Origin of the sequence: Paenibacillus sp. EKM206P (assembly GCF_011066155.1) — a bacterium.
GTDB lineage: Bacteria > Bacillota > Bacilli > Paenibacillales > Paenibacillaceae > Paenibacillus > Paenibacillus polymyxa_D.
In genome coordinates, this window is the sequence record NZ_JAAMNQ010000015.1 from 70,738 (window position 1) to 95,007 (window position 24,270).

General features: G+C 46.4%; 26 protein-coding genes and 1 riboswitch. Of the genes, 12 read left to right on the forward strand and 14 right to left on the reverse strand.

What is annotated here, in order from left to right:
* Positions 1-23: 23 nt before the first annotated feature.
* Positions 24-524: a tRNA adenosine(34) deaminase TadA gene (gene tadA / locus G9G53_RS22980; protein ID WP_029514951.1), complete on the reverse strand. Its 501-nt coding sequence runs from the start codon at positions 522-524 to the stop codon at positions 24-26.
* A gap of 329 nt (positions 525-853) precedes the next feature.
* Here tadA and G9G53_RS22985 point away from each other — a divergent pair, with 329 nt between their 5' ends.
* Both G9G53_RS22985 and rluF read left to right on the forward strand, forming a co-directional pair.
* On the forward strand, positions 854-3,130 hold the full coding sequence (locus G9G53_RS22985; protein ID WP_165150532.1) for a PAS domain S-box protein: 2,277 nt from the start codon (positions 854-856) through the stop codon (positions 3,128-3,130).
* Between the two features lie 51 nt (positions 3,131-3,181).
* Positions 3,182-3,883, forward strand: coding sequence for a 23S rRNA pseudouridine(2604) synthase RluF (gene rluF, locus G9G53_RS22990; protein WP_029514947.1), 702 nt, complete (start codon positions 3,182-3,184; stop codon positions 3,881-3,883).
* A 134-nt stretch (positions 3,884-4,017) separates the two neighbouring features.
* Here the strand turns inward: rluF and G9G53_RS22995 are convergent, their stop codons facing one another.
* A complete protein-coding gene (locus G9G53_RS22995; RefSeq protein ID WP_029514945.1) occupies positions 4,018-4,845 on the reverse strand; it encodes a flagellar motor protein MotB in 828 nt (275 codons plus the stop codon).
* A complete protein-coding gene (gene motA / locus G9G53_RS23000) occupies positions 4,838-5,632 on the reverse strand; it encodes a flagellar motor stator protein MotA (protein WP_029514943.1) in 795 nt (264 codons plus the stop codon). Before motA ends, G9G53_RS22995 begins: the two co-directional genes overlap by 8 nt.
* 187 nt (positions 5,633-5,819) lie before the next feature.
* Between motA and G9G53_RS23005 the strand changes: the two genes are divergently transcribed.
* Entirely contained in the window at positions 5,820-6,113 is a 294-nt protein-coding gene (locus G9G53_RS23005; protein WP_013308186.1) for a hypothetical protein, read from the forward strand.
* Positions 6,114-6,230: 117 nt separating this feature from the next.
* Complete coding sequence (locus tag G9G53_RS23010; RefSeq protein WP_007428083.1) at positions 6,231-6,530, forward strand: 4a-hydroxytetrahydrobiopterin dehydratase; 300 nt, start codon at positions 6,231-6,233, stop codon at positions 6,528-6,530.
* 78 nt (positions 6,531-6,608) lie between these two features.
* On the opposite strand, the gene G9G53_RS23015 is transcribed toward G9G53_RS23010, so the two are convergent.
* From G9G53_RS23015 to G9G53_RS23030, 4 genes are all read right to left on the reverse strand, one after another.
* A complete protein-coding gene (locus tag G9G53_RS23015; protein WP_029514941.1) occupies positions 6,609-7,115 on the reverse strand; it encodes a GNAT family N-acetyltransferase in 507 nt (168 codons plus the stop codon).
* A gap of 302 nt (positions 7,116-7,417) precedes the next feature.
* On the reverse strand, positions 7,418-7,918 hold the full coding sequence (locus G9G53_RS23020) for a C40 family peptidase (protein WP_029514939.1): 501 nt from the start codon (positions 7,916-7,918) through the stop codon (positions 7,418-7,420).
* 5 nt (positions 7,919-7,923) lie between these two features.
* A riboswitch (cyclic di-AMP (ydaO/yuaA leader) is annotated at positions 7,924-8,061 on the reverse strand.
* A 276-nt stretch (positions 8,062-8,337) separates the two neighbouring features.
* A complete protein-coding gene (locus tag G9G53_RS23025; RefSeq protein WP_029514937.1) occupies positions 8,338-9,165 on the reverse strand; it encodes a hypothetical protein in 828 nt (275 codons plus the stop codon).
* Between the two features lie 11 nt (positions 9,166-9,176).
* On the reverse strand, positions 9,177-11,189 hold the full coding sequence (locus tag G9G53_RS23030; RefSeq protein WP_165150534.1) for a M1 family metallopeptidase: 2,013 nt from the start codon (positions 11,187-11,189) through the stop codon (positions 9,177-9,179).
* Between the two features lie 124 nt (positions 11,190-11,313).
* Here G9G53_RS23030 and G9G53_RS23035 point away from each other — a divergent pair, with 124 nt between their 5' ends.
* The gene (locus tag G9G53_RS23035; protein ID WP_029514934.1) at positions 11,314-11,820 is read left to right on the forward strand and encodes a YwhD family protein; all 507 of its coding nucleotides are present in this window, start codon (positions 11,314-11,316) and stop codon (positions 11,818-11,820) included.
* A 437-nt stretch (positions 11,821-12,257) separates the two neighbouring features.
* Positions 12,258-12,764 carry a PTS sugar transporter subunit IIA gene (locus tag G9G53_RS23040; RefSeq protein WP_029514933.1) on the forward strand — a complete coding sequence of 169 codons (507 nt, stop codon included), beginning with the start codon at positions 12,258-12,260 and terminating at the stop codon, positions 12,762-12,764.
* Between the two features lie 100 nt (positions 12,765-12,864).
* Here G9G53_RS23040 and G9G53_RS23045 read toward each other — a convergent pair whose 3' ends face one another.
* Entirely contained in the window at positions 12,865-13,614 is a 750-nt protein-coding gene (locus tag G9G53_RS23045; protein WP_165150536.1) for an MBL fold metallo-hydrolase, read from the reverse strand.
* A gap of 141 nt (positions 13,615-13,755) precedes the next feature.
* Here G9G53_RS23045 and G9G53_RS23050 point away from each other — a divergent pair, with 141 nt between their 5' ends.
* Together G9G53_RS23050 and G9G53_RS23055 are read left to right on the forward strand one after the other, a co-directional pair.
* Positions 13,756-14,295, forward strand: coding sequence for a histidine phosphatase family protein (locus G9G53_RS23050; RefSeq protein WP_029514930.1), 540 nt, complete (start codon positions 13,756-13,758; stop codon positions 14,293-14,295).
* A 56-nt stretch (positions 14,296-14,351) separates the two neighbouring features.
* A complete protein-coding gene (locus tag G9G53_RS23055) occupies positions 14,352-14,714 on the forward strand; it encodes a YunG family protein (RefSeq protein ID WP_165150570.1) in 363 nt (120 codons plus the stop codon).
* Between the two features lie 259 nt (positions 14,715-14,973).
* On the opposite strand, the gene G9G53_RS26845 is transcribed toward G9G53_RS23055, so the two are convergent.
* From G9G53_RS26845 to G9G53_RS23065, 3 genes are all read right to left on the reverse strand, one after another.
* The gene (locus tag G9G53_RS26845) at positions 14,974-15,063 is read right to left on the reverse strand and encodes a putative holin-like toxin (protein WP_305954445.1); all 90 of its coding nucleotides are present in this window, start codon (positions 15,061-15,063) and stop codon (positions 14,974-14,976) included.
* 137 nt (positions 15,064-15,200) lie between these two features.
* A complete protein-coding gene (locus G9G53_RS23060; RefSeq protein WP_165150538.1) occupies positions 15,201-16,013 on the reverse strand; it encodes a pentapeptide repeat-containing protein in 813 nt (270 codons plus the stop codon).
* Positions 16,014-16,131: 118 nt separating this feature from the next.
* Positions 16,132-16,524: a VOC family protein gene (locus G9G53_RS23065; RefSeq protein ID WP_165150540.1), complete on the reverse strand. Its 393-nt coding sequence runs from the start codon at positions 16,522-16,524 to the stop codon at positions 16,132-16,134.
* 118 nt (positions 16,525-16,642) lie between these two features.
* Between G9G53_RS23065 and G9G53_RS23070 the strand changes: the two genes are divergently transcribed.
* Together G9G53_RS23070 and G9G53_RS23075 are read left to right on the forward strand one after the other, a co-directional pair.
* A complete protein-coding gene (locus G9G53_RS23070; RefSeq protein WP_165150542.1) occupies positions 16,643-17,719 on the forward strand; it encodes a hypothetical protein in 1,077 nt (358 codons plus the stop codon).
* 109 nt (positions 17,720-17,828) lie between these two features.
* Complete coding sequence (locus G9G53_RS23075) at positions 17,829-18,293, forward strand: transporter (protein WP_069011486.1); 465 nt, start codon at positions 17,829-17,831, stop codon at positions 18,291-18,293.
* 146 nt (positions 18,294-18,439) lie between these two features.
* Here the strand turns inward: G9G53_RS23075 and G9G53_RS23080 are convergent, their stop codons facing one another.
* Positions 18,440-20,497, reverse strand: a complete 2,058-nt coding sequence (locus tag G9G53_RS23080; RefSeq protein WP_165150544.1) for a transglycosylase domain-containing protein — start codon at positions 20,495-20,497, stop codon at positions 18,440-18,442.
* Between the two features lie 284 nt (positions 20,498-20,781).
* On the opposite strand from G9G53_RS23080, the gene speE reads away from it, so the two are divergent.
* The gene (speE, locus tag G9G53_RS23085) at positions 20,782-21,609 is read left to right on the forward strand and encodes a polyamine aminopropyltransferase (RefSeq protein ID WP_053324352.1); all 828 of its coding nucleotides are present in this window, start codon (positions 20,782-20,784) and stop codon (positions 21,607-21,609) included.
* A gap of 270 nt (positions 21,610-21,879) precedes the next feature.
* The gene (locus G9G53_RS23090) at positions 21,880-23,172 is read left to right on the forward strand and encodes an MFS transporter (protein WP_165150546.1); all 1,293 of its coding nucleotides are present in this window, start codon (positions 21,880-21,882) and stop codon (positions 23,170-23,172) included.
* 149 nt (positions 23,173-23,321) lie between these two features.
* Here the strand turns inward: G9G53_RS23090 and G9G53_RS23095 are convergent, their stop codons facing one another.
* On the reverse strand, positions 23,322-23,903 hold the full coding sequence (locus tag G9G53_RS23095) for an LOG family protein (protein ID WP_029514915.1): 582 nt from the start codon (positions 23,901-23,903) through the stop codon (positions 23,322-23,324).
* A 13-nt stretch (positions 23,904-23,916) separates the two neighbouring features.
* Entirely contained in the window at positions 23,917-24,231 is a 315-nt protein-coding gene (locus tag G9G53_RS23100; RefSeq protein WP_029514913.1) for a MazG nucleotide pyrophosphohydrolase domain-containing protein, read from the reverse strand.
* Between the last annotated feature and the right edge of the window lie 39 nt (positions 24,232-24,270).

The window sequence follows — 24,270 nt, forward strand, 5'->3', positions numbered from 1 at the left end:
GAGGTATTTTGGACTGTGTCTCCTCAGAATGAAGACGAGGGAGGAGACAATTTGGCTGCCGCTCTTTTTTGCCGGAGATGCCGAAAGAAGCTCGTTAGCAGCGATGCACATTCCTCCTGCAGTACACCACTAGTTACTTCTGTACAATGATTGAACCGAGGCTCCTGTAATAAATTCATCAGCGTGCCTGCGCAGCCTGCCTTGGGATCTGTAGTGCCGTATATCAAATGGGGAACCCGTGATTGCACAATGGCTCCGGCGCACATTGGACACGGCTCCAGAGTGACATACAGCCTACAATCCAGCAGGCGCCAGGCACCTAAGTGCTCACTGGCCTGACGAATGGCGACCATCTCTGCATGTGCAGTTGGGTCAGCATCCGTCTCGCGCAAATTGTAGCCGCGACCGATGATTTCATTATCTTTTACGATGACAGCCCCGATAGGGACTTCACCTAACGTTTCTGCCTTATACGCTTCCTGAATGGCTTCTTTCATCCAATAGGCGTGATCCATGGTGGTCACTAGGAAAATGCTCCTTTCAAAACGCGGAATTATCCAACGAACAAATATTCCGTTGTTAACATGATGTGAATAAAATTGTGGATAACACGGCACTTGTCCACAGGTTTATCCACAGTTTATAATAAAATCTGTGTATTTGTGGACTACCTGTGGATGATTATCTTCTTATATTGTAGGCAAACCCTCGTCTATTGACAATACTGTACACAAGGTGTGTATTTATGTATATCCGGTACATGTAAATGCTGGTATCACAGGCGCTATTACGGTATCATTGAGTTAGCAATTCCCAGTAATCGCCAGCATACGGCAAGAGGTGAGAAATCAGTGTGTCGATAAAAATCAGAATAACGATCATTTTGTCGGGGTCCGTCCTGTTTATCCTTTTATTAAACATCGCACTCAATTATTACACGACCCACGAAAACCTAAGAAGTGACAGTGAAACTAAAATGGTTCTGACGGCTAAAATTATCGGAGGAGCTATCGAACAAACCCAACATAGCTGGGAGGCCGTTGACAAACAGCTCGGATATAATCTGTGGCTTTCTGCCACGTTAGCTGCCAATCAGCTCGATCCTGACATTCGAAATATTCAGCAGGAACAGCTTCAAAAGGTGGCCTCACTCCACAGAGATACTAATATTTCTTTGATGATTCGAGACGGGCAGGGGTATAAGGTTGTTAAATCCTCGGATCCTAAAGAAGTAACGCCATCCGATCCATTGACAGGATATTGGAAAAATGCAGTTGACCAATTATATGAGCACGGACAGGCTGCAATGGTGCAAGGTCAGAAACTGGATCATTTTTGGACCGGGTCATTTGACTACACCGGTTCAGACTCCTCAAATATTAACAAATGGGGATTTTATTATGATCAAAAACGTAACTACTTAATTCGAATTTCCTTTCAGGATACTTCAGTACAAAATTTCATAACCATCCTGAGCCCCGATGAGATCGTAAAGCAAACCCAACAAGTGGATTATCGCATCATGGAGATTACAGGAATTAACCCCGCAACCTTTGGTGGCGCTTCGATGGACAAGAACGGGAACGATTCGAAATACTATTACATGTACAATAAACCGATCCAATTCGGCACGTATCAACTAACAAGAGTGCAGGAAGATCGTTTGGCCGTGTCCAGAGCTATCCTCTCGGGGGAGAGTATTGTACAAGACTGCTATATTAAAGGTGAGCGGGTTCTCGTCAGTTACATACCTTTTTATCCGGCTAACCGTGATGCCTATGTTATCCGTATTGTTATGAATTATGATACGATCACTTCTGTTATTTCCAAACAATTGATAAGCTTAATTGCCATTTCCATTGTCCTTTTGGAGGTTGTGATCATTGGAAGCTATGTGCTGGCAAGTCTGTTTGTCCGCCCAATTCAGTCGATTCTGGGGAAAGTGAACGAGATGGCTGACGGTCATTTTGATACACGGCTAGAAATAAAAGGTGGTCATGAGCTTGCACAGTTGGGTGAGCGCATCAATGCGATGGCCTACAATTTGGGGATGTATACGAGAAGACTCGAACAGATGTATGAAGAGAACCGTTCTGTAAAGGAGCATCTAGAATCGGTTATTAATCAGACAGCAGATGCGATTCATGTAACCGACGAGGAGGATCGTGTCGTTCGGGTCAATCATGCCTTCGAAGCTTTGTACGGCTGGACCAAGAAGGAATTGGTTGGTCGTAAGCTGGAATTTGTACCTCCGCAGCAACAGGAGGAGTATGAATTTCAGAAGAAGAGCTTGCTTCAGGGAGAGAGCATCGTATCAAGTGAGTCCCTTAGAATGCGGAAGGATGGAAGTACAGTAGAGATTAGTATGAGCACATCGCCTATTCTGGATGAAGAAGGCCAGATTTTGGGGTTTATCTGCGTGTCGCGTGATATCACGGGTCGCAACCGGATGGAGGAGTTGTTGCGCAGATCAGAGAAACTGACAACTGTTGGGCAACTGGCGGCAGGCGTAGCGCATGAGATTCGTAATCCGCTAACCACGCTACGTGGCTTTCTCCAACTACAGCAGCAAAATCAAGTGTTGAATATGAAACACAATGATATTATGATGTCTGAGCTGGATCGCATTAATTTGATCGTTAGCGAGTTTTTAATACTGGCGAAGCCACAGGCAGTGCATTTTCAGAAAAAAGATGTTCGCTATATTGTGAGCGACGTGGTTTCTTTACTAGATAGTCAGGCGCATCTGCTGGGCATTGTATTCAATCTTCAGGTCACGGACGAGCCTGCCTTGGTATACGCCGAAGAAAATCAGTTAAAACAGGTATTCATTAATTTACTTAAAAATAGCATGGAGGCTATGAGTAAAGGTGGCATCATCACGATTCATTTGTTCTTGGAGGGAGAAAACGTTAAAATCTTCATACGGGACCAGGGAGCGGGTATTCCCGCAGAAATGCTGTCCAAGTTGGGAGAACCTTTTTTCACAAACAAAGAAACAGGTACAGGACTAGGACTTATGGTCAGCCAGCGTATTATACAGAGTCATAAAGGCACACTGGATATTGAAAGCACAGAGGGAGAGGGAACGACAGCCCTGGTGCAGCTTCCGATTGCCAAGCCGGAGTAACGGGCTGGGGCGCAGGAGGAAGTGTGTTAGTAGAAATGGAGGGTACACAGGTTGCGCATTAACAAGTTTATCAGCGAAACCGGTTTTTGCTCGCGCCGGGAGGCAGACAAGCTGGTAGAGAGCGGTCGCGTGACGATTAACGGCGAAGTGGCTGTGCTGGGTAGTCAAGCGGAAGAAGGCGATGATGTTCGCGTGAACGGCAAGCCACTGCGCGATAAGTCTGATCACGTCTATATTGCATTGAACAAACCGGTGGGCATTACAAGTACAACGGAGAGCCACATTAGGGGCAATGTTGTTGATTTTGTGGGGCACCCGCAGCGGATATTCCCGATTGGACGCCTGGATAAGGATTCGGAAGGTCTCATTTTACTTACCAACGATGGAGACATTGTGAATAAGATTCTACGGGCAGAGGGCAAGCATGAGAAAGAATATATTGTAACAGTGGACCGCCCTGTCGTACCTTCTTTTGTGCAGGGCATGTCTAGCGGGGTGAAAATACTCGGTCAGCGGACGCTACCTTGTGAGGTGACGCGTGTATCTGAGTATGTATTCCGTATTATCCTGACTGAAGGGAAAAATCGTCAGATCCGGCGTATGTGTGCAGCCTTCGGTTATGAAGTTAAAAAACTGCAAAGGCTGCGAATCATGAATATTCGGTTGGGGTCACTTCAGAAAGGTGCCTGGCGTGATCTGACAGAGGCTGAGAAGCTGGAGCTTGGTCAGATGCTCGATTATACGCTTAGCTAATGCCAGAGGGGCTCGTATAGCCTAGAGCGTATGATCGTCGTATCTGAAAGGGCAAAGTACAGGAAGCACTAAACAAAGAGGCACCAGCTGCATAAAAATGCGGCGGTGCCTTTGTTCATATAACATATGCATAATCAACCTTCACTCGAGCTTGAGGTAGGACTGATGACTTGTGTCCCGTTCTGATATTTGCGGAGAACAGATATTTCAACACGACGGTTTTTAGAGCGTCCTTGACCATCTTGATTGCTTGCCAATGGACGATACTGGCCATAACCGATGGATACAAACTTGGTTGGGTCGAGATCTGGATTGAGCAACAAGATACGCAAGAAATTCAGAGAGCGCTTGGCGCTCAAATCAAAATTGGACGGGAACTGGCTGTTGGAGATCGGTACATTATCCGTGTGACCCGATACGATAACATCATAGCCAGGGAACTGCTGGAGCATACTAGAAATGGACTTGGCCAGCTTTCTTGCTTCCGGCTTTACTTCGGCCTGCCCGGATGAAAACAAGGCATTATCACTAATGGTGATCATTAGTTGCGATTGGTTTAGCTTGGTATTCAGCAACGGGGTCAGGCCGTTATTTTGAATGTATTGATCCATCTGTTTTTTAAGCTTTTTTAAATCTTCTTCTTCCCGTTGGGCCAGCTGTTTTTGCAGTTCAGAGGTAGAAGTAGCTTTCGATTTTACGGGTTGTGACACTTGTTCTTTATTTTTGCCCATATCCATGGATTGTGACGACGGATTCGCGGCTGAGTGATCCAGCACGCCAGTGCCGCCATTAAAAGCTGCACTCAGGGATTGAGCCATAGTTTCAAATTTTTTGGCGTCGAGCGAGCTCATACCGAATAAGACAATGAAAAGAGCCAACAGAAGGGTCATTAAGTCGGAATATGGCAACAGCCAGCTTTCGTCAGCATGCTCTTCATGCGGTTCATGTCTCTTTTTACTCACTGGAATCGCCATCCTTCTGGGTCATCGTAGCCCGTTCGGTCGGAGTCAGGAAGATCGTCAGTTTCTGACTGATGGCGATCGTCGATATCCCCGATTGAATGGAAAGCAGACCTTCGACCATCATTAATTTAAGCTCGACTTCTTTTTTGGATAACCGTTTCAGCTTGTTGGACATCGGATGCCACAGGACATAACCTGTAAAAATACCGAGCAACGTCGCAATGAAGGCTGCTGCAATGGCATGAGAGAGCTTTTCCATGTCACTAAGGTCGGCCAGAGCGGCGATCAGACCTACAACCGCACCGAGTACCCCGAGCGTTGGAGCGTACATACCGGCTTGGGAGAAGATCAGCGCGCCAGAGCGATGTCGATCCTCGGTGGCATTGATATCCTCCATTAGAACGTCCCGTACGAATTCCTGATCATTGCCGTCAATAATCATTCGCATGCCGCCACGCATAAAGGGATCGTCGATTTCCTCTACCTTGGATTCCAAGGCGAGCAGACCTTCACGACGGGTAATGGATGCCCACTCGGTAAACGTACCGATGAGCTCTTTGCGGTCTAACAGTTTTTGTTCGGTGAAAATAACCTTGAACAGCTTCGGAATCCGTTTGATTTCTGCCATCGGGAAGGCCATAAATATACTCGCTGCCGTTCCGACGAAAATAATCATGTAAGCAGCGGGATTATTGACCAGATTGACGACCGGAGCGCCTTTTAAGATCATCCCGACGACCAGTGACAAAATCCCGAGCACAAGTCCAATAATGGTTGAAATTTGCATGATACACCTCATCCATGAGAATAGATTTTGAATCCTTTCATGCCGCCGGGGTCGTCCTTGCCCCAAGCGCGTCATTACAAGACGGATTATAGTATTTATCGACAAAACTCTCTTTTTTGTTAAGTGCGAATTTCCGGTATAATAAGGTGATTATGTATTGAATGGCGGAACCATTGGAGGAAATGGCATGGGAGTAAAGCATGGACGTGAGTATGAACAAATTTTGAACGATTTGACAGAGGCTGTGGGGCGCATCCCAGATAGCTATGAATTTTTTGAGATGGAAGCAGAAGATTGGGACAGGCTGGACCCGGCGGGACGTCAGGAAGTCAATGAAGCTTTGGCAGAAGACTTATTTTATGCACTGGGTACAGAGCCCACAATCACTGTAGGGAGTGGCGTTGTGATCTATGAGCCGGAGCAGCATCGTATCTATGTACTGATTGGGGACGAGGAGCTGACGTCAGTCCCTTTGATTTGAGGTCCGTCTTATGGATTTATCAACGGGGCCGTGGTAATATGTACACCAATATATCGTAGTTTTGGCCGTATTTAAGCGGTCGAAAGGCTTCCGTATAAACGGGGAGGAGTTCGTAACATGCCTTTTACACAAGAAGAGATTGAAGCACATCTGGAGAAACTGGAGGGCTGGGAGCTGGAGGAAGGACGTTGGATCGTTCGGAAATATAATTTTTCCAGTTTTATGAAAGGGATTGCATTCGTGGATGAAGTTGCCGCTATATCTGAAGCATTCAATCATCATCCATTTATTACGATTGATTACAAGACCGTGACTCTGCGTTTGACCTCTTGGGACGATGGCGGTATTATGGCCGTGGATATTAAGGAAGCCCAACAATATAATGAAGCTTTTGAAAAAATGCGTAGCAGTCATTGAGCTTGTAATGATCTGTCGTATGATGATAAAAGCGCCTTCGCTATACAACATCGTGGTTGTATGCCGAAGGCGCTTTTATCATAGAACCTGGGTTGGGTGCTCGGGACGATATACCATACAATAAAATGGTTTCTTCCCGTCGGGGGTCTGGCGTTCATAGGTATCTGTAAGCTCAAATCCAGCCGCCTTGTAGGCCCGGATAGCGCGCCCATTCCAAGTAAGCACCTCTAGATCAATTTCATTCTTCGGGTTGCGTCGTTGGGCTTCCTCTGCAATGGCACGGACAAAATCAGAGCCTTTGCCATGTCCGCATCTTTCAGGATGCATGCCAAGACCTAGCCGGGTCACACCGATCATAGGAAAATATTGAGCAAATCCCATCAGCTTGTTCTCTTCATCCAGTACGGCAACATATTGCTCTTGGCGAAGCGTGGGACTTCCAAATTCGACCTCAAGCGCCTTCATTTGTTCCCAGGGGAGCCAACCGTATATGTTATAAGGTGGATCATAGCGCCACTCACAGATTGCAGCCGCTTGATGCTCGTCCATCGGTACGATCCGATAGTTGGATATTGAGGCCGGCATGTGTTCCATCCTCCTTTTACAGGTGCTTCAATCATTAACAACAGATTGTAGACAAGTTGCAGGGGAATAGCAAGCGTGTTTATTTTATACCCAAGACGGGTATACATTCAATAAGAAGGAATTACTGCTCATATGCTCCCCCAGCGGTGACGGTAAAACCGACGATGTTCGCTAAAATTGAAACCTTTTGAGGTGTCAGTTCGTCAGTAAAGATAATCATTGCTGATGTTGTGGACATAAAAAGCCGCAATTCGATTCCGGCAGAATCAAATTGCGGCTAGAGTTAGCTTGCTGTGCGTTAGTTATTCTACGTTGTCGTCATCAGGAATATCTGAAGCTACAGAATGGTAAGCGTCTGTGCTCATAATTCTTTTTGCACCGACATAGCGGTTAGCGTAATAATTTTCGTTCAGTGAGCTAACTACTACACCACGTGAAGTCGAGGAGTGGGCAAATTTCCCTTCACCTACGAAGATACCTACATGGGAAATGCCTCTTCCTGTGGTGTTGAAGAACACCAGGTCCCCAGGCCTCATTTCATCGCGGGATACAGAAGATCCCATTTTGAATTGTGATCCAGATTGATGCGGAAGTTTAATTCCCAGTTTGTTGAATACATACATTGTGAAGCCGGAGCAATCGAATCCCTCGAGTGTAGTGCCTCCGCTTCTGTAGTTCGTTCCTTTGGCATCTTGGATGACCTGGTCCATCTTGGAGTCTGCAAATGCACTGCCGCCACCGAATGTAAAAGATGTAAAGGCAATGGCAAGACTCATAGCTGCGATCGTTAGCTTCTTCTTCAAAAAAAATATACCCCTTCCAATGCCTGCGAGGTTAGCTTAAGGATTCGGTAGAAGGTTCCCCTATGACCACTCTGTTGCGAGATCAATTCACCCAAACTGGTTCCCCCGCTTCCTAGGTGCCAGGAATTAGGCTTTACTTAAGATGTGCACCTTGGAGAGCAGTATTCACAATAACGATATTTTTGAGATAAAGGTTACAATAAAGATTACAAAGTTGTTACTATCAGTTCACTGCGATTATTGTAACAAAGTCGGCTGGCTTTGGCAAATGTTTCATTGCAAAAAGTTACAAAAAAAATCTGCTCCTAATGTCCCAGGAACAGATCTTGTTAACAGTATTCAGTTATGTGCCGTTTGCGCGGTTATGCATAAAGTTTTTTCGACAGACGGAAATGAAGTGATTAACATAAAGGAAGGGCTTAGCTTCTACTGGAGATATCGGTATGCCATAGTCTGTACTGCGAACTGATATGCCACAGCCTGACCAGACTAGTAACAAAATGATACGATTGTTGGAGAATGAGCGCGAGCATGCCAGTCCAAATCATTGCCACGGTGCCAAATAGACCGAAGACCAGCAGCACACAAGCACCGAGCAAAAGGGATATACCGACAGCTGGGAGAAGCTGGCGAAAGAAGGCGAGCAGGGACGATAGTATGGCGTGACCACCGACAGTGCCTAGTTGCATATACAGGATGCACTGCCGAATGAACCATCCGTATGCCATCCATCCCATGGCATAGGGCAACAAGTGCAGCAGGTAAGAGGGAGATTGAAGCGTACCTGCTACAATAGGGTAGAGTCTCGGTACTACCCAAAAGGCGGGAATCAGCAGCAGTCCCAACTCGATGATGTAATACAACAGCGACGACATGCCATGGCGTTTCATACCTTTGAAAAAGGACAGGCTTTGCGGCTCAGTCGCATCGGTATGCAGGCTTTGATATATTCCGGCTCTAATGAAGGGAGTGATTAGTATGCGTAGTACAGTCGCCCCTAGTAGTATCCACAAATACACATGTACTTCCCGGCTGTCCATCAGAGCAATCTGGCTCTCCATCCAAAACAAGGTCTGTCCCAGCTCGTTTTGACCCTGATCAGGATAACGGAGCAATAGCGGGATAACGGCAGACTGCACCAGTCGATAGAGAAACACCCCCCACAGTAGTCGATACAGAAATAAAATGATAACGATATAGAATCGTATGCGCACCAGCGCCCAGCCCTCTTTTATAACAGTCCGCATCTATAGACACCTCACCATGACAGACTTCCAAGCAGTGTCTCCAACAGCTTGGTTACACTTATACTCCAACGGGTTTGTTGCTTTTCGTCCAATTCGGCTTTTAGGGTATTGTTAATATGCTTGTTCTCCAGTGCAATGGTATATAGGGGATCAAGGGTTACATAGGAAACGGGAGAAGTACTTTTGATCCGAAAAGTTGTGCTTTTGCCCGCACCGTCCCAAGCCTTGAATTTCGTGGTTCCATCCTTGAAGGTAAATTGGACAGGGATCTTGGGATAATCCGCCCCTTTTTTGCTGACCGTCACGACTGCTTCATATCCATTCTCCAGCTTGTGGTTTGTGATGTGATCCACTGAAAAGTCCGCCATCTGGCCGTCATATACATACTGTTCAAAATAGTGGCTCCATGAGCGTCCGGTGACTCTCTCCACGATACGTTGAAAATCCTGTGAGGACGGATGCTTAAATCGGTACGTCTGGACGTAGGTCCGCATAATGCGATCCATTTTTTTTATACCCACCTGACGTTCAATGCCCCGTAGTACCAGCTTGCCTCGAGAGTAGGCATTTTGCGCGTACTCAGCAGCCGAGCCGTACTTCCATGACTCACGGTTTAGCGGCTGTGGGGAGGATACCTGTCCCGATTGTAATGGCAAGTTGGGGGTAAGCCCATATTCTTGCTCCATAAGTCGCTCCTCTGCATAGGAGGTGAAGCCTTCATCCAGCCACGGCTCCTCAAATTCATTATTGGCTACCATTCCATAGAAATATTGATGTCCAATCTCATGAACTAATGTCCGTTCCAGACTATAGCCAGGATTGAGATTACCCGCAGCAGCGGCCGTGATGAGTGTCGGATACTCCATGCCGCCAGCTCCATTGCCTGATTTAGGTGGAACCACGATGGACAGGGTGGAATATGGATAAGGCCCGTACCATTTGCTGTAGTACAAAAGAGCGGCCTTCGCTGCGCTCATATAGCGTCCTTTGAGCTCCTTGTGCGATGGGTCAAGGTAGAGCTTGATTTTGACACCAGGGACTTCAGCAGAAGAAAAGGGTTCTTCTACGGCTACAAAGTTGGGTGAAGCGGACCAGGCAAAATCGTGTACATCATCGGCATAAAATTGATATATTTTTTGTCCGTTCTGTCGGACGGCACCACGGGTGGGAAATCCGGTCGCTGCTACGATATGAGTTTCAGGCACCCGAATCCGTACGCTGTAAATTCCAAAATCGGCATAAAACTCGGAGTTACCATGATACTGGTGGAGGTTCCAGCCCTCCTCGGCGCGTCCACGCTGTCCTGCAGTCTCGTAGACACTGAGCTTCGGGAACCACTGTCCTGCCATTACAAAATCATCTGTCCCACCCATACGAGCAAAGATGGCAGGCAGTTTTACCTCAAACTTCATATATAATGTGATTTCTTCGCCACCTCGTACTGGCTTGGGTAGACGCACCTTCATGAGCGAACGGTCGCCTGCGTTACCGTCATCTGGCTGCACATATTGGATGCGATGCATGAGGGATAAACCGTCTTCTGTTTTTAGTTCAGTCAGCGTCATAGAGCCAAAGCCGTCTTTGGGCATGGTGTCTCCGCGCAGCTTTCCACCGGATTCCTTCATAAAGGTGGTTTCCATGGAAGAGAAGGCGTTCGGGTATAGATGAAGATACAGATCATTCACGGTTTTCTTGCCCGGATGTTTCCAGGTCAGTGTCTCAGTGCCTCGCAAAACCTGTCCCTTTTCCAGAGATACATCAATGTGGTACTCTACCACCCGTTTGCTGAGGATTTCTGTAGCGGGTTGTGGAGGGTTCTTGGGCAGGTCAGGCAGGATGTTTGCCCCTAGAGGCTTGCCCACATTTGGGGCAAGCGCAGACTCAGACAGGGAGCCGTATAGTGGTTGGCCTATGGACTGCGGGTCGGATTGCGATTGGGGCTGCCAGGCAAACCATAACGTCCCTGCGAGGAGACCGAGGGCTAGTGTAGACAATAAAACGATTTTAGTGCGTGCTGGGGTCATACAATGGATACCTCCCGTTGACAAGCATCTACAGCATGTATATGTTTGCTTTCAGGAGATTATTAGTTAAAATATTTATAGTGTAGAATGAGTGTGAAGACGGAAAATGGAGGTCTAGTGACGCATGAGTGAAAATCAGCCGGACGGCAAAAAACAGATTGCACTGAACATTGTCAGTGGCAAGAGTAAACATAAGGGTTTCGGCGCAGGCTCAATTGACCTGAACAGCATGTCACCGGTCATCATTGACCGAGGAGAGGCGAAAATTGATATCGGTGCCATGCATGCCAAAAGTAAAGTAGAACGTGGTATCAAGTTCTCTACGAATAAAGAGGACGTACCGAACGGACGCCAGGTATGGCTCGTATGGGTAGCTGTGGACCGTACAGCCGAAGGACGTATGTACGGCGGCGCCACCGCCTGCGAGATGCTGATTGACGACGAGGCCAAACGCGGCTGGAAAATCCTCGCCGATCACGTCAACCGTATGGATTACGCGCTCAAGCGTCGTTTCATGCTGGAGGATCTCGGCAGCGAAGATAAGGCAGCGCTCAAAAGCCTGCTCATTTCGCATAACGAGGAATGGTGGGACGCTTCGCCTGAGGAATTGAAGCAAGCGCTGGAAGGGTAGGCCAAGCGTTAACACGATTCCAGTGTACACAACTGCTTAAAGAGCAGTCGGCAGTAAGGTTCAGAAGTAGACCGATACCTTGGTTGGGGGCGGTCTACTTCTTTTTCATGTAGGTAAGCAATGCTGAATGAACATGCCAAACATGATCATCAAAGAAATTGCTGGAAAAGTATACTATAAAAAATCTGTTTTTAAGAGATAAACACTTAAATCCGCAATTTGTTAGAGCACCTCCAAGTTACATGAAAATTATTGTAACAGATATGTAGTTATGAACTGATAGCTCCTTGACATCCTGGAAAGGCATTCACTATAATTCAGATAGAAATCGCTTCCACTCTTCTTTCTATTCATTTTGTGGAACCGGTTCCTTGAAAGATGTAGTTAAGTCCTATTTACTGTTTATGAATGTAATCTCTAAATAAGGTGGCATCGTTATGTTTAAATGGTTGAAAAAGAAGGCGGCTCCTCGTATTGAAGAATTCGAAATGATAGCACCAATCAAAGGAAAAGTGGTTTCCCTGGAGGAGGTTCCAGATCCTGCGTTCTCTACGAAAGCTATGGGGGATGGCATCGCTATTCATCCGTCTGAGGGTAGGGTCACCGCTCCTTTCGCGGGAAAAGTTGCCCATGTCATGGAGAAAAGTAAGCATGCTCTGATTATTGAACATGAATCCGGCGTACAAGTTTTGATACATGTCGGGATTAATACCGTCTCTCTCAAAGGACAAGGGTTTAATCCTCATGTCCAAGTAGGAGATAGCATTAAAGCTGGGCAATTATTGATGGAGTTTGACCTGGATGCGATTCAACAGGGTGGATTGCCTGTAATTACGCCGGTAATCGTTCCAGATGGGCAAGAGATGATTAGCCATGTGGAAATCCTGGAAGGTACATCTGCCTCTCCAGAAGTACCTGTATTAAGAGTTCACTTAAAAGCCTAGTTCTCATTCAAAAAAGACTAACCAGGAATTCCTGGTTAGTCTTTTCTTTAGATGATTCACTGACCAGTCAAGGGGTGGGTACGACCATGTAAATCAAAGGTTAGGATTCATATATTTCAGATATCCGCTGATTACAATTGCCTTCGTACAGCCCTCCATGAAAGCAGACCACTTTTTTAATATCATATGGCAGCAGGTTTTTAAGAGATTCTTTGGCCATATTGAAATCACAGCAATATTGCGGGTCTGGAGCCAGTAATTTGCCGCTTACCACGCGTAGAGCATCTCCTGCAATCAGGGTTTGACTGGATTTATGATAGAAACTTAGGTGTCCTGGTGTATGTCCAGCAGTATCTATAACTACGATCCCCCCACAGAAGGGCAGTTCCTCTCCGGCAACGATGGTGGAGTTTACAATAGCCTTTGGGGGATTTTCAAGTGTACGCCGGAATGCGTGTCTCCACTCTACCGGAACGGATTCGGGCATGGAGCTTACAGCTTGATCTATTGCTTCTGGAGTCAGCTTTATAAGCTGTTTTTCTCCCTGTATATAGGGCTTTTCGATAGAACTGGCTAATACTTGAACTGGGGATGAAGAGGCTCGGACTATATCTGCTAAACTGCCGATATGGTCAAGGTCCTGGTGTGTTATTAATATAGAGGTAAGTTTATGGATTGCTAATCCGGTGTCTAGAATAGCCTCATGTAAAAGTGAGAGTTGCCCGGGGTAAGCCGTATCAACTAAAATCATGTTATCTTCGTCCCACACTAAAGTCGGGTGAATACTCTCTATACTTCCCATAATGTTAGCAGAAACCTGGAGCATGTGTATTCCCTTGTCTAATTGCATCGAATCCCTCCCATAAGAGTTGATGTAATACAAAGGAATCGTATCATTAAACATAAATATGTAAACCTATACTATATCATAAAAATAATTATTTGTAAATATGTAGAATTTTAAATTTGTGTGACAGTTAGGAGTGATGACGTGAAGAGAATTTATTTTGTCAGACATGCCCAAGCAACAGGACAGGAACCAGATGCCCGACTTACCGATGAGGGTACCCGACAAGCTGAGCAGTTGGTTGATTTTATGGAGAATGTAGGTGTGGAATATATTGTGTCCAGCCCGTGGAAACGGGCCGTGCGAACCATTCAGCCCTTGGCTGAACGGAAACAGTTGCAGGTGTATACTGATGTACGTCTTCAAGAACGGGTACTTAGCCATGAGCATTTGGATCATTGGCTGGATGTGCTGGAACAGACCTATTTGGACGAGGACTTGAAGCTGGAGGGAGGGGAATCATCCCGTGAAGCAGTAGATCGAGGAATCCAGCTTGTTCAGGAGCTTATAGAGCGGGCGGAAAAAACGGTTATCATTGTAACTCATGGAGCTTTACTATCTCTTCTCATTCGACATTACGATCCGCAGTTTGGGTTTGAGGACTGGAAAAAGCTTTCGAATCCTGACGTGTATTTGCTAGAACTGAAAGAAGCAGAAGCCAAGATTCACAGAGTGTGGGGTTGAAATAAATAAAGCACGTTCACATAAGTGCAGAATGGAATCGAAAGGGGAGGCGCATGTTGAAGGCAAACCGTTTTTTAGAATTAGAAAAGGCGTTGTTTCGAGCTTGGTCTTTGGAGTCTAGCTCTAAATGGACAGCAAATAACCCCGCGTCTGGGCAATGTGGTGTCACAGCACTCGTCGTTCAGGACAGGCTTGGCGGCGATATTTTGAAAACATGGCTGGATAGTGGTTGGCACTATTACAACCGTATTGGTGAGGACATTGTAGATTTTACGAGGTCTCAATTTTCAATCCCTCCACAGTATCAGGATGTATACTCCAACCGGGAGGAGGCTTTTTCGGACACCAATGCAGAGCAGTATGCAGCCTTAAGTCAGAGATTAAAGGAATTTCTAAACGAAGAAGAATCGGAGGCCTAAATCTGGATGCAGTCATAAAGACGTGATTTTTGAACTGATCCAATGGAAGGTACTTTCTTGTTGCCAAATATACATTAAAGAGCTGAGTAATTAGTAAAATTTTTGAAGATAAAAGCTGTATTTACGTTATAAAATGAGCTATACTGAGGTAAGAATAGTAAAGGAGCGTGCGCTAACACGACTCCAGTATACAACCACTGCTTAAAGAGCAGTCGGCAGTAGGGTCCAACAATAGACCGTTACCTTGGATCGGGGCGGTCTATTTCTTTTTCATGTAGGTAAGTAATGCCAGAATGAACATGCCGAACATGATCATCAAGGAAATCGCGTCTTTAACCTCCATGGGCATCACCTCCCTTCGGGGAGACTAGCCGACCGCCCTTTTAGCCGTATGTTGTACTAGCAAAGTATACCATAAATCGAACGTTTTTGAGTTTTTTAATTACTTAATTACGTATTTTCTTGAAGACTACTATAAAATAAACTCTAATGCAGCCAATGGTTTGGAATGCTTAGAGAAGGGGGCAGTTTGGTTTTACAATTGCCCTTAGCCGAATTTAATTGCGCCTGTGTAAGAAAGATACTTCCTTCCAGATTAGCCCCACTTAAATCAGCATCTCTAAAATCCGTACCGATCAAGTCTGTCATTCTCAGGTCAGCCTCTCGCAAATCAGCAGCAATCAGTAAAACTCCTCTCAGGTTGGTACCTCTAAGATTAGCGCCTCTTAAATTAGCCCCGATAAGGTCTCTACTTCTGATTTTTTTACTATATTTGTTGTGCTCTATGTTTTTCTTAACTTTTTCTCGTACTAACTCACTTGTTTGTAAAAGTAAATCATTGACTAACGCCCTATGGGTGGGTACATGAAGATTTATGAGAGATTTTGGATCTTGATTCGTAAGCTGCTCGGTTTTCGCCATAGCCTTTTGTAAGTCTGTATAGATGGGATGAGTTTCTTTTAAGTTAAGGGCTTCATTTAGGTAATAAAGCATTTCATGAAGCTGTTGCATGATGGGAAATATATTGAACATTTCCTCAGCTATTGCCGGATCGTCTCGCCAGCTTTTTCCGTTGTATGTAACTTGGGAAACTTTTTGGCCAGCTCCAAAGCAATCATATACTGTACAGCCTCGCAAGCCGTTATTTCTTAGGTTCTTATGAATATTACAACGATAATCCGCATTTAGGTTTTGACAAGGGGTTCCTCCGTCCTTATTAAAAGCAAAATCGGCTGATTTAGCATAAGGCAAGGCTACACAGCATAAACCAAAACATTGTTCACAATTTGCACTATACAATAAACACACATCCTTTTATTGGCACCTATTAAATATAATATTACCAAAAAAAGATGGAGCATGGTCTATTGTTTTTCTATAGACTTCTAGAGTCTGCTGGATCGTTTAGAGAAGAAATTTAGTCTTTTGCCAAATTTAATTGCCATGAAACACCGTATTTGTCTTCAACCCAGCCAAATTGTTGGCTTACGGGCGAGGCTTCAAGGGGCATTAGAACTCGGCCTTCCTGAGATAGCTGACTAAACACACGATGAATTTCTTCTTCCGAATCACAAGTGACGAATAGCGATAGAGCTGGGGTAAAAGGGTGTTTGTCCTGATGGTTATAGTCTATAGCCATAAAGGTTTGCCCTTTGAGGTTGAATACGGCATGTAACACGGTCCCATCTTCCTGATGGAAAATGCTCATGATACCAGACGGCTTAAAGACAGAGGTATAATATTGCATGGCTTCTTCTGCTTGACCAGAGAACATGAAAAATGTTGTAATTTTTGGATTGGAATCATGCATGAGATCAACTCCCTAGACTGGATCGTAGATGGTAACATCTTTCCTCTTTTTTAATAGAAATATTCAGCATTAGAGAATTGCTTTATGAAGACGTACACACGTGAAAGGAGAAAACAGGATGATGGACGCGACAGCAAGACTTATGGATATGTTCGGCTCAGGCAAGAAGCTGGACGCCAGCATCATTTCCGCCTATACAGATGTGGTTGCCCAATATGGGACAGTGGAGGATGCGTGGGAGTTATATAGGCTTTTTGTAGAAGATCCCCACCATTATATCAGGGGGGTGCTCCTCCAGCCGATCATGAGATGCGGGGATGTTACTTTGGCGCAGGATATGTACGAGCGTTATGTTCGAAATCAGGCATCCCCAGAACATATACCTGACGGTGTGCTGTATGTGCTAGGTTATTTGGGTTATGTGGAGGCTGCTGCTGATCTTGTCGCTTTGGTGAACGGACCGTATGGAGCTGTGTCTGTGGATGCCTGTTTGGGACTGGTACATCTTCCATGCGAACCGTACCGTGAGAAACTGGCGGGTGAATTGGAAAAAGTGTTGGATCAGCATTTGTTTAATGAATTCTTACCTCTGCTAAGCTTCAAATGCACTACTGAAGATATGGTTCCACGATTGGTGCATTGGGGAAAACGACATGCCTCGGTAGACTGTAATGCGGGAATTATTGCTGGAATTGCCTTGTTTGGAGAGGAGCAAAGGGATACGATTCGGTCTATTTTGTGGAATCCGCTTTGGGAGGCTCATGGAACAGCTACGGGAAGCTGTGTGTGGTCTTATATTGCTATGCAGCATGTAGGGTTGACCTTTAGAGAGCTTATTCAGGATATAAAAAGCTGTGATGTGTCCAAAGCAGGTGTACAGGACTTGGAGTACCGTTTGGAAGTGTTGTATGAGATGCTGGAACTAAAACTAAGTTATACAGCCCGACCGATCCGGTTCGCTCGCTGTAACGAGGAATCATTTGGTCAGCTCTATAGCGATTTATTTAGCTGGTCCACAGAGCATAAGGATGACTCTATGATAGGCTGGATGAACGACAATTTAGGGTATAAGCATCGGCTGCTGGAACAGTATGATGAGCTCAGGAAACGAGTCGAGATTAAAATGATACATGAAATTGAGCTGGAGCATGTTCAAAAAAGGAAGTTAATCGTATCAGGAAATAAGAATTTTTGATGTAAAAGGACGAAATAACGGAGTTCGGCGGAGATATGGGGATTCGCCCAGTCCGCGGGCTGATGTCCCGCATAGGATACATCAGCCTAGAACACAAGGAGTGAAACACATGTCTTTACTGCCACAAGTTCCTTTCGGAACGCAACCGGGTATTCCGGGTCCATTCACGCCGTCAAGTCCTTCGATTCCACAATTTCCTGATATGCAGGATTCGTTCCCGTCTCCGATAGGTCCGCCACCAGGCCCAGGATCATTTTCGCCACAGCCGTTCTCACCGCCGCCGCAAGGGCCGTTCGGTCCGCAAGGTGGGCAGCAAGCTCAAGCACCCACTTCTCCACCACCGCAATTTACGCCACCGAAGCCGCTGGTTTCGGCCTATGCTGTTGACCCTGGAGCCATCTTCGGTTGTTTGTTCCGCAACACGTTTGTATGGCTGACGAACGGAGAGCGTTTTTGGCTGTACCCTGTCTTTGTAGGCAGAACATCGGTAGCGGGTTTTCGGTGGAGTGGACGTTTTTGGTTTTATTATGGTGTAGACCTCAACCGTATTGAGTCGTTTAGCTGTTATTGGTAATAGCGCAGCTTTAGGGAAGAGCGGGGTTTAACGGGATGATGGCTGATGGCACTGGCAAGAGAGGTAAATGGGCATATGAGGTAAGTGATGCGAAAATAAAAAGACTGAGAGAGCGCTCATCGCGTTCCCCCAGTCTTTTTTTGCTATTAATCCATCCACCAACGCTTAAAATTGCCCCACCACGATTTCTTTTCAGCTTGTCGCTCCGCTTGGTCAGTTGGTGTGGATGCCGGTTGGTTATCTTGCCCCGATAGCGTCTCCTTCGGCTCCGTGCCGCTGACGAATACCTCCAGCCGCTTGTCCGGGCTGTCCGGTGCAGCCAGCTTGCCGCTGGCCGGGTCAATATAAGCGCTGACTACGCCGTCAGGGATAGGAAAGATTTTGGGTGGCACATTCTCCAGCGCTTTCTCCGTATATTGCGCAAAAATCGGAGCCGCCCGTCGGGCATCCTGTGTGCTGATGTCCTTGCCCTTGTCATAGCCGACCCAGACAGCGGTGGACAGCTCGGGGGTAAAGCCGACCATCCACGCATCGGTGTTGGTCGTGCCGCTCTTGCCGGCAACCGGGCGCTTGATCAGCTTCGCGACCCGGTTGCCAGTGCCGCCTTCCTCGAACACGCCTTCCATAAGGCGTGTGAGGACGTAGGCGGAGGCGGGCTTCACCACCTGCACGGGCGCGGCTTGGGGCGCTTCGTACAGCGACCGCCCGGCAGCATCGGTGATGCGCAGCACTGCCACCGGAGCCACCTTTTGCCCGCCGCTACCGATGACCGAGAAGGCCGAGGCCATCTCGAACGGGCTGACGGGCGACACACCCAGCGCTAGCGAAGGTACGGGCTTGAGCTCGCTTGTAATGCCCATTTTGCTGGCGAGGTCCATGACCTTATCCGTCCCCACCTTCAAAATGGTGCTAACGGCATAAATATTATCGGACGCCGCAATTGCGCGCCGAAGATCTATTTCGCCCAAGTATTTGTCTCCAAAATTTTTGGGCTTATAGGTCTTGCGGTTGTTATCGTAGTGAAACAACGTCGGCCGGCTTTCGAACTTGGATGTACTGGTCAATTCGCCTGAATCCAGTGCGCTCAGATACATAATCGGTTTGAAGGCTGAGCCGGGTTGCCGGGTTGTAGCTAGCGCATGGTTATATTGATTCCCGACATAGTTCGTTCCGCCGACCATGGCCTTGACATGTCCGTTGCGCGGGTCCATGGAGATTAACGCGGTTTCCAGTCCGTTGCTGTTCTTCATGCCTTCGTTTACAGCCGCCTCGGCTGCCTGCTGCATGTGCATGTCCAGCGTGGTATAAATACTCAGTCCGCCATGCTCAAGCACCCCTTCGCTAATCCCAAGTTGATGAGTCGCCAGCTGGCGGACGTAATCGCGGAACCAGGGAGCGGTTTCCACTGTCCGGCGCTGGCTCTCGGGCCGCAGGGCCAGCATTTCTTCATAGGCCTTGGTGGCTTCAGCCGAAGTAATCTTGCCAGTGAGCGCCATGGAGTCCAGTACAATTTTCTGCCGATCCTTTGCATTTTTCATATGATTATACGGTGAATAGTAGGTCGGTCCTTTCGGAATACCTGCTAACAGGGCGCTTTCGGCCAAATCCAGATCCTTTGCGGATTTACCGAAATACAATTGCGAAGCTGCTTCAATGCCATAGGCGCCGTGACCATAGTAAATTTCGTTCAAATACATTTGCAGCAGCTCATTTTTGGTGTACTTCATTTCAAGCTGTGCGGTATAAATGGCCTCCTTGGCTTTGCGCGTCCACGTTTTTTCATGAGATAAGTACAGATTGCGTGCAAGCTGCTGAGTCAGCGTGCTGGCCCCTTGCGACATATCCCAGCGGGTCAGATTAACGATTACCGCCCGGCCCAGACCTTTGAAATCAAAGCCAAAATGATCGTAAAACTTCCGATCTTCCACAGCCAGGGTAGCTGCAATCAAATTGGGTGAAATGTGATCAAGTTGGACCGGAATGGATTCCTTGCCTCCAGCAGAGAAAGTGGCGATGACTTGCCCCTGACTATCGAGCAGACGTGAATTCCGATCCGTATCCGCGAGCGGAAGGCTGGTCGTGTACAAATAGGCGAGCAGGATGCAGGCGGCGATGACCGTCAGGATAGTGAGAGACATCATTCCTTGAAAGCATCGAAGCCAAAGCGGTTTACGCTTGGGGGATCGCCCGGTCGTATCGGTCATCATGCCACCTCCTTCCATAGTTGATGTTCTCAGTATAGTCAATCCGAAAGCGTCTATTCATCAGATGCACATACGTATCTATTTTAAAAACAAGATTAAATCTTCAAATTGCTTTTGCAGCCCATTCAGGTATCGCTTATAATGCAAAAAGTGTGAAAATCCAATGTGTTTGGTACAATAAATATAGCAAACTTGGCGTTTGCGTGTTGCTGATATAAGGAAAGTCAACGTTTATGCTACCGGATTGCCGGACACATACTTTGATCAGAAAGAAGGTTGGAATGATGGACTTGTGGTTTACGGAGAAGCAGACTCCCTCTTTCGGCATTACAGCAAAAATCAAACAAACCTACGTCTCTGAGAAAACTGATTTTCAGGATCTGGCTATGATCGAGACAGAGGAATTCGGCAATATGCTTGTTCTGGATGGCATGGTGATGACAACGGTTAAGGATGAATTTGTATATCACGAAATGGTAGCACATCCGGCCTTGAATACACATCCGAATCCGAAAAAAGTTTTGGTTGTGGGTGGTGGCGATGGCGGCGTTATTCGTGAGGTCATCAAGCACCCTGAAGTGGAAAAGGCTGTATTGGTTGAGATCGACGGTAAGGTGATTGAATATTCCAAAAAATATTTGCCTGAAATCGCAGGAAAGCTGGACGAGCCTAATGTAGAAGTGCTGGTCAATGACGGATACATGCACATTATTGAACACAAAAATGAATACGACGTCATTATGGTCGATTCGACGGAGCCGGTAGGTCCGGCAGCGCCGCTGTTCGAGCGAGGGTTTTATCAAGGTATTTTTGAAGCTTTGAAGGAAGACGGCATTTTCGTTGCGCAAACGGATAATCCTTGGTTCAAGGCAGACCTGATTCAGAAGGTCAACAAAGATGTGAAGGAAATTTTCCCGATTGTGCGTGTGTATGGTGCGAACATTCCGACCTATCCGAGCGGTCTTTGGACATTCACGTTGGGTAGTAAGAAGTATGATCCGCTTGAAGTAGACGAGACCCGAATTCCAGAGATGGACACCCGATATTACAGTCCGCGTCTACACAAAGCGGCGTTTGTACTACCTAAATTTGTGGAAGATTTAACGAAGTAAACAATTTAGAAAGCGTCTTAGTGGTCTTTATTGCCTGTTTTTGGGTGTAAAAGAGCGCTATAGGCGCTTTTTTTGTGTTGGATAAGATTTGAAAAAGGCTACGAAGGCATACTGGACATCGAATTTCCTTTTAAGATAAAAGAAGGAAATTTAAGGGTGTGTGTAGAATATACAAAAAACCAGACATTTAACAGATTTGTAATGTCAACAGGGACGGTTTGGTTATGGAAATACATAAATCGGCGATGTACCAAAGAGGGGGAAACTTTTTTGATCAAACGCTCTTTTTATTACCTGTGGGGGTCTCAGACGATCTCCAATGTAGCAGATATCATCTACATGTTGAGTGTAGTGGTATTGGTGTTCAGCTCAAGTAATTCCTTAATGACGACTATTTTAATCCCGCTGTTCCGATTGTCTGCCCAAGTACTTAGTGGGCTCGTTGCACCGATCGTCCTCGGTCGATTTCGGCTGACGCGCGTGTTGCTATTTTCCCAGTTTGGTCAGTTTGTCATTTTTACACTGCTGCTGCTTTATTTGTGGATTGTACCTGAGCAGAGGTCATTTCTATTTATTTTTGTGATGGTGTTCGGTATGTCTTTTCTGGATGGCTGGACAAATCCTGCGCGTAATGCGCTTGTACCCCGTTTGGCCACGGGTGAAGGACTAATGCGGGCCAACGGCATGGTAGCGGTCAGTGATCAGGTGGTCAGGTGTGCAGGCTGGGCGTTGAGCGGAATTATTGTGGCTTGGCTGGGTTCCCTGAATACGCTTGTAATCGCATCCTGTTGTTATCTGGTGGCTGTAACTGTCACGTCCTTCATTCGTGATCCGCTGGATCAGAAGGAATTAAGTTTTGAAGCTTCGGATTCCTCAACAAATCTAGTAGAACCTGCAAAGGGAAAGGAAAAAGGCTCCCATTGGAAAGAGCTTGGGGAAGGCTGGAAAATCATTTGGCATAACCGTCGTATTCGTTCTCTGATGATCGTCGATAGTGTGGATAGTATTGGGGGGGTCTCCTGGCTCGGCGTATTTATTTTGGCGTACGTCAGCCAAGTGCTGCATCGGGATGCGAGCTGGTGGGGCTTTATGAATGCGTCCTTTTTTTCGGGCACGATTTTGGGTGGATTGATTGTCGTTGGCTTGGTCAAGCGATTGCAAAAGAACAGCTTTTTGTACATGCTCGGAGCATTGCTGGTGTATGTACTGATTACCATTGTATTTGCGCTGAATACCATCCCCGCTGCTGCGCTTATTCTTTTTGCTGTATCAGGCTTACCTGTTCAGATGGCTGGTATCATTCGCCGCACCTTGCTGCAAACCAGTGCACCGGCAGCCCAGCTGCCCAAAGTGATGGCGGGAATTGATGTGCTTACAAATCTCGCTTTCGGTCTGTCTTTGTTATTCATGGGCTGGTATGCAGACCGTTTCGGTATGGTGCAGGTGTATTTGTTGGCTGCGGCCATGACTACCGTTGCTGTTCTGATCGGCTGGTTCTACCGCAGGGATTTTCAGGAAAGTGAGCAAATGGACCAACCAACCGCTACGGGCGCTGGGATTTAAAATTGGGGTTCCCGTTAGGCGTGACAGCATTCATTGGATGAGTTCAATTTTACAGGAACACCACTGGAATAACGTTGACGGTGGTGTTCCTTTCATATCATATTAAATTAAATGGTATGTCTGTTGAGCAATACGTGCCATTCCTAATGTCAGGTCCGTTTGCTCGTGAGATATGTTTTGACGGCAGGAGGAGTGTAATTTGTAAATTGCTGTAGGATTCCTTGCGAAGTAGTATCCGTAATTACCAACGCACGATATTTTTCCTGCATAAATTGTTCCTCAACCATACGATTAAACAAGGAAATAAGAGGATCGTAATAATGGTTAATATTTAAAAGACCGCATGGCTTTTCATGCAAGCCTAATTGCGCCCATGTGAAAATTTCAAAGTATTCTTCCATTGTACCTGGGCCACCTGGTAAAACAATGAATCCGTCCGCAATCTCTGCCATTTTGGATTTTCGTTCGTGCATGGAATCAACAATGATTAATTCGCTCAGGCCATTATGTGCAATTTCACGGCTTTGCAAAAAGTGAGGGAGTACACCGATGACGTGACCTCCTGCATGAAGTGCCGCGTCAGCCACTGCACCCATTAAACCAACACTTGCTCCTCCATAAATCAGGCTTATTTCCTGTTCGGCAAGTGCCTTGCCCAGAGCAACAGCATGCTCTCGATAAATCTCAGACGCTCCATTACTGGAACCGCAAAAAACAGCAATGCTTTTCATATGAGATTCTCCTTTATGTATATCTTTTTGCAAGTTTTTGCTGGTGTGTTCGAAATATATCCTCCAAGGTGATGTCATACTTGTTGGCGATCACGATGAGATTACCCAGTACGTCTCCAAGTTCTTCAGTTAAATGCTCCCTGTTCTCCTCGAATGAACCATCGATCTCATCAGGCCGGTCTCTGCCGATCTCCAGGGCGCGAATAGCTCTCGCAACCTCCCCGGTTTCCTCTGCCAAGAAACCAATTCGGACGAAGATATCTAAATCAGACCAGTTCCTCTCCTGATAATATTGCTTGACCCACTTTTGAAATTCATTAATATCCATATTCAGCCTCCCAACTGAAACCCATGCATGATGTTGGCT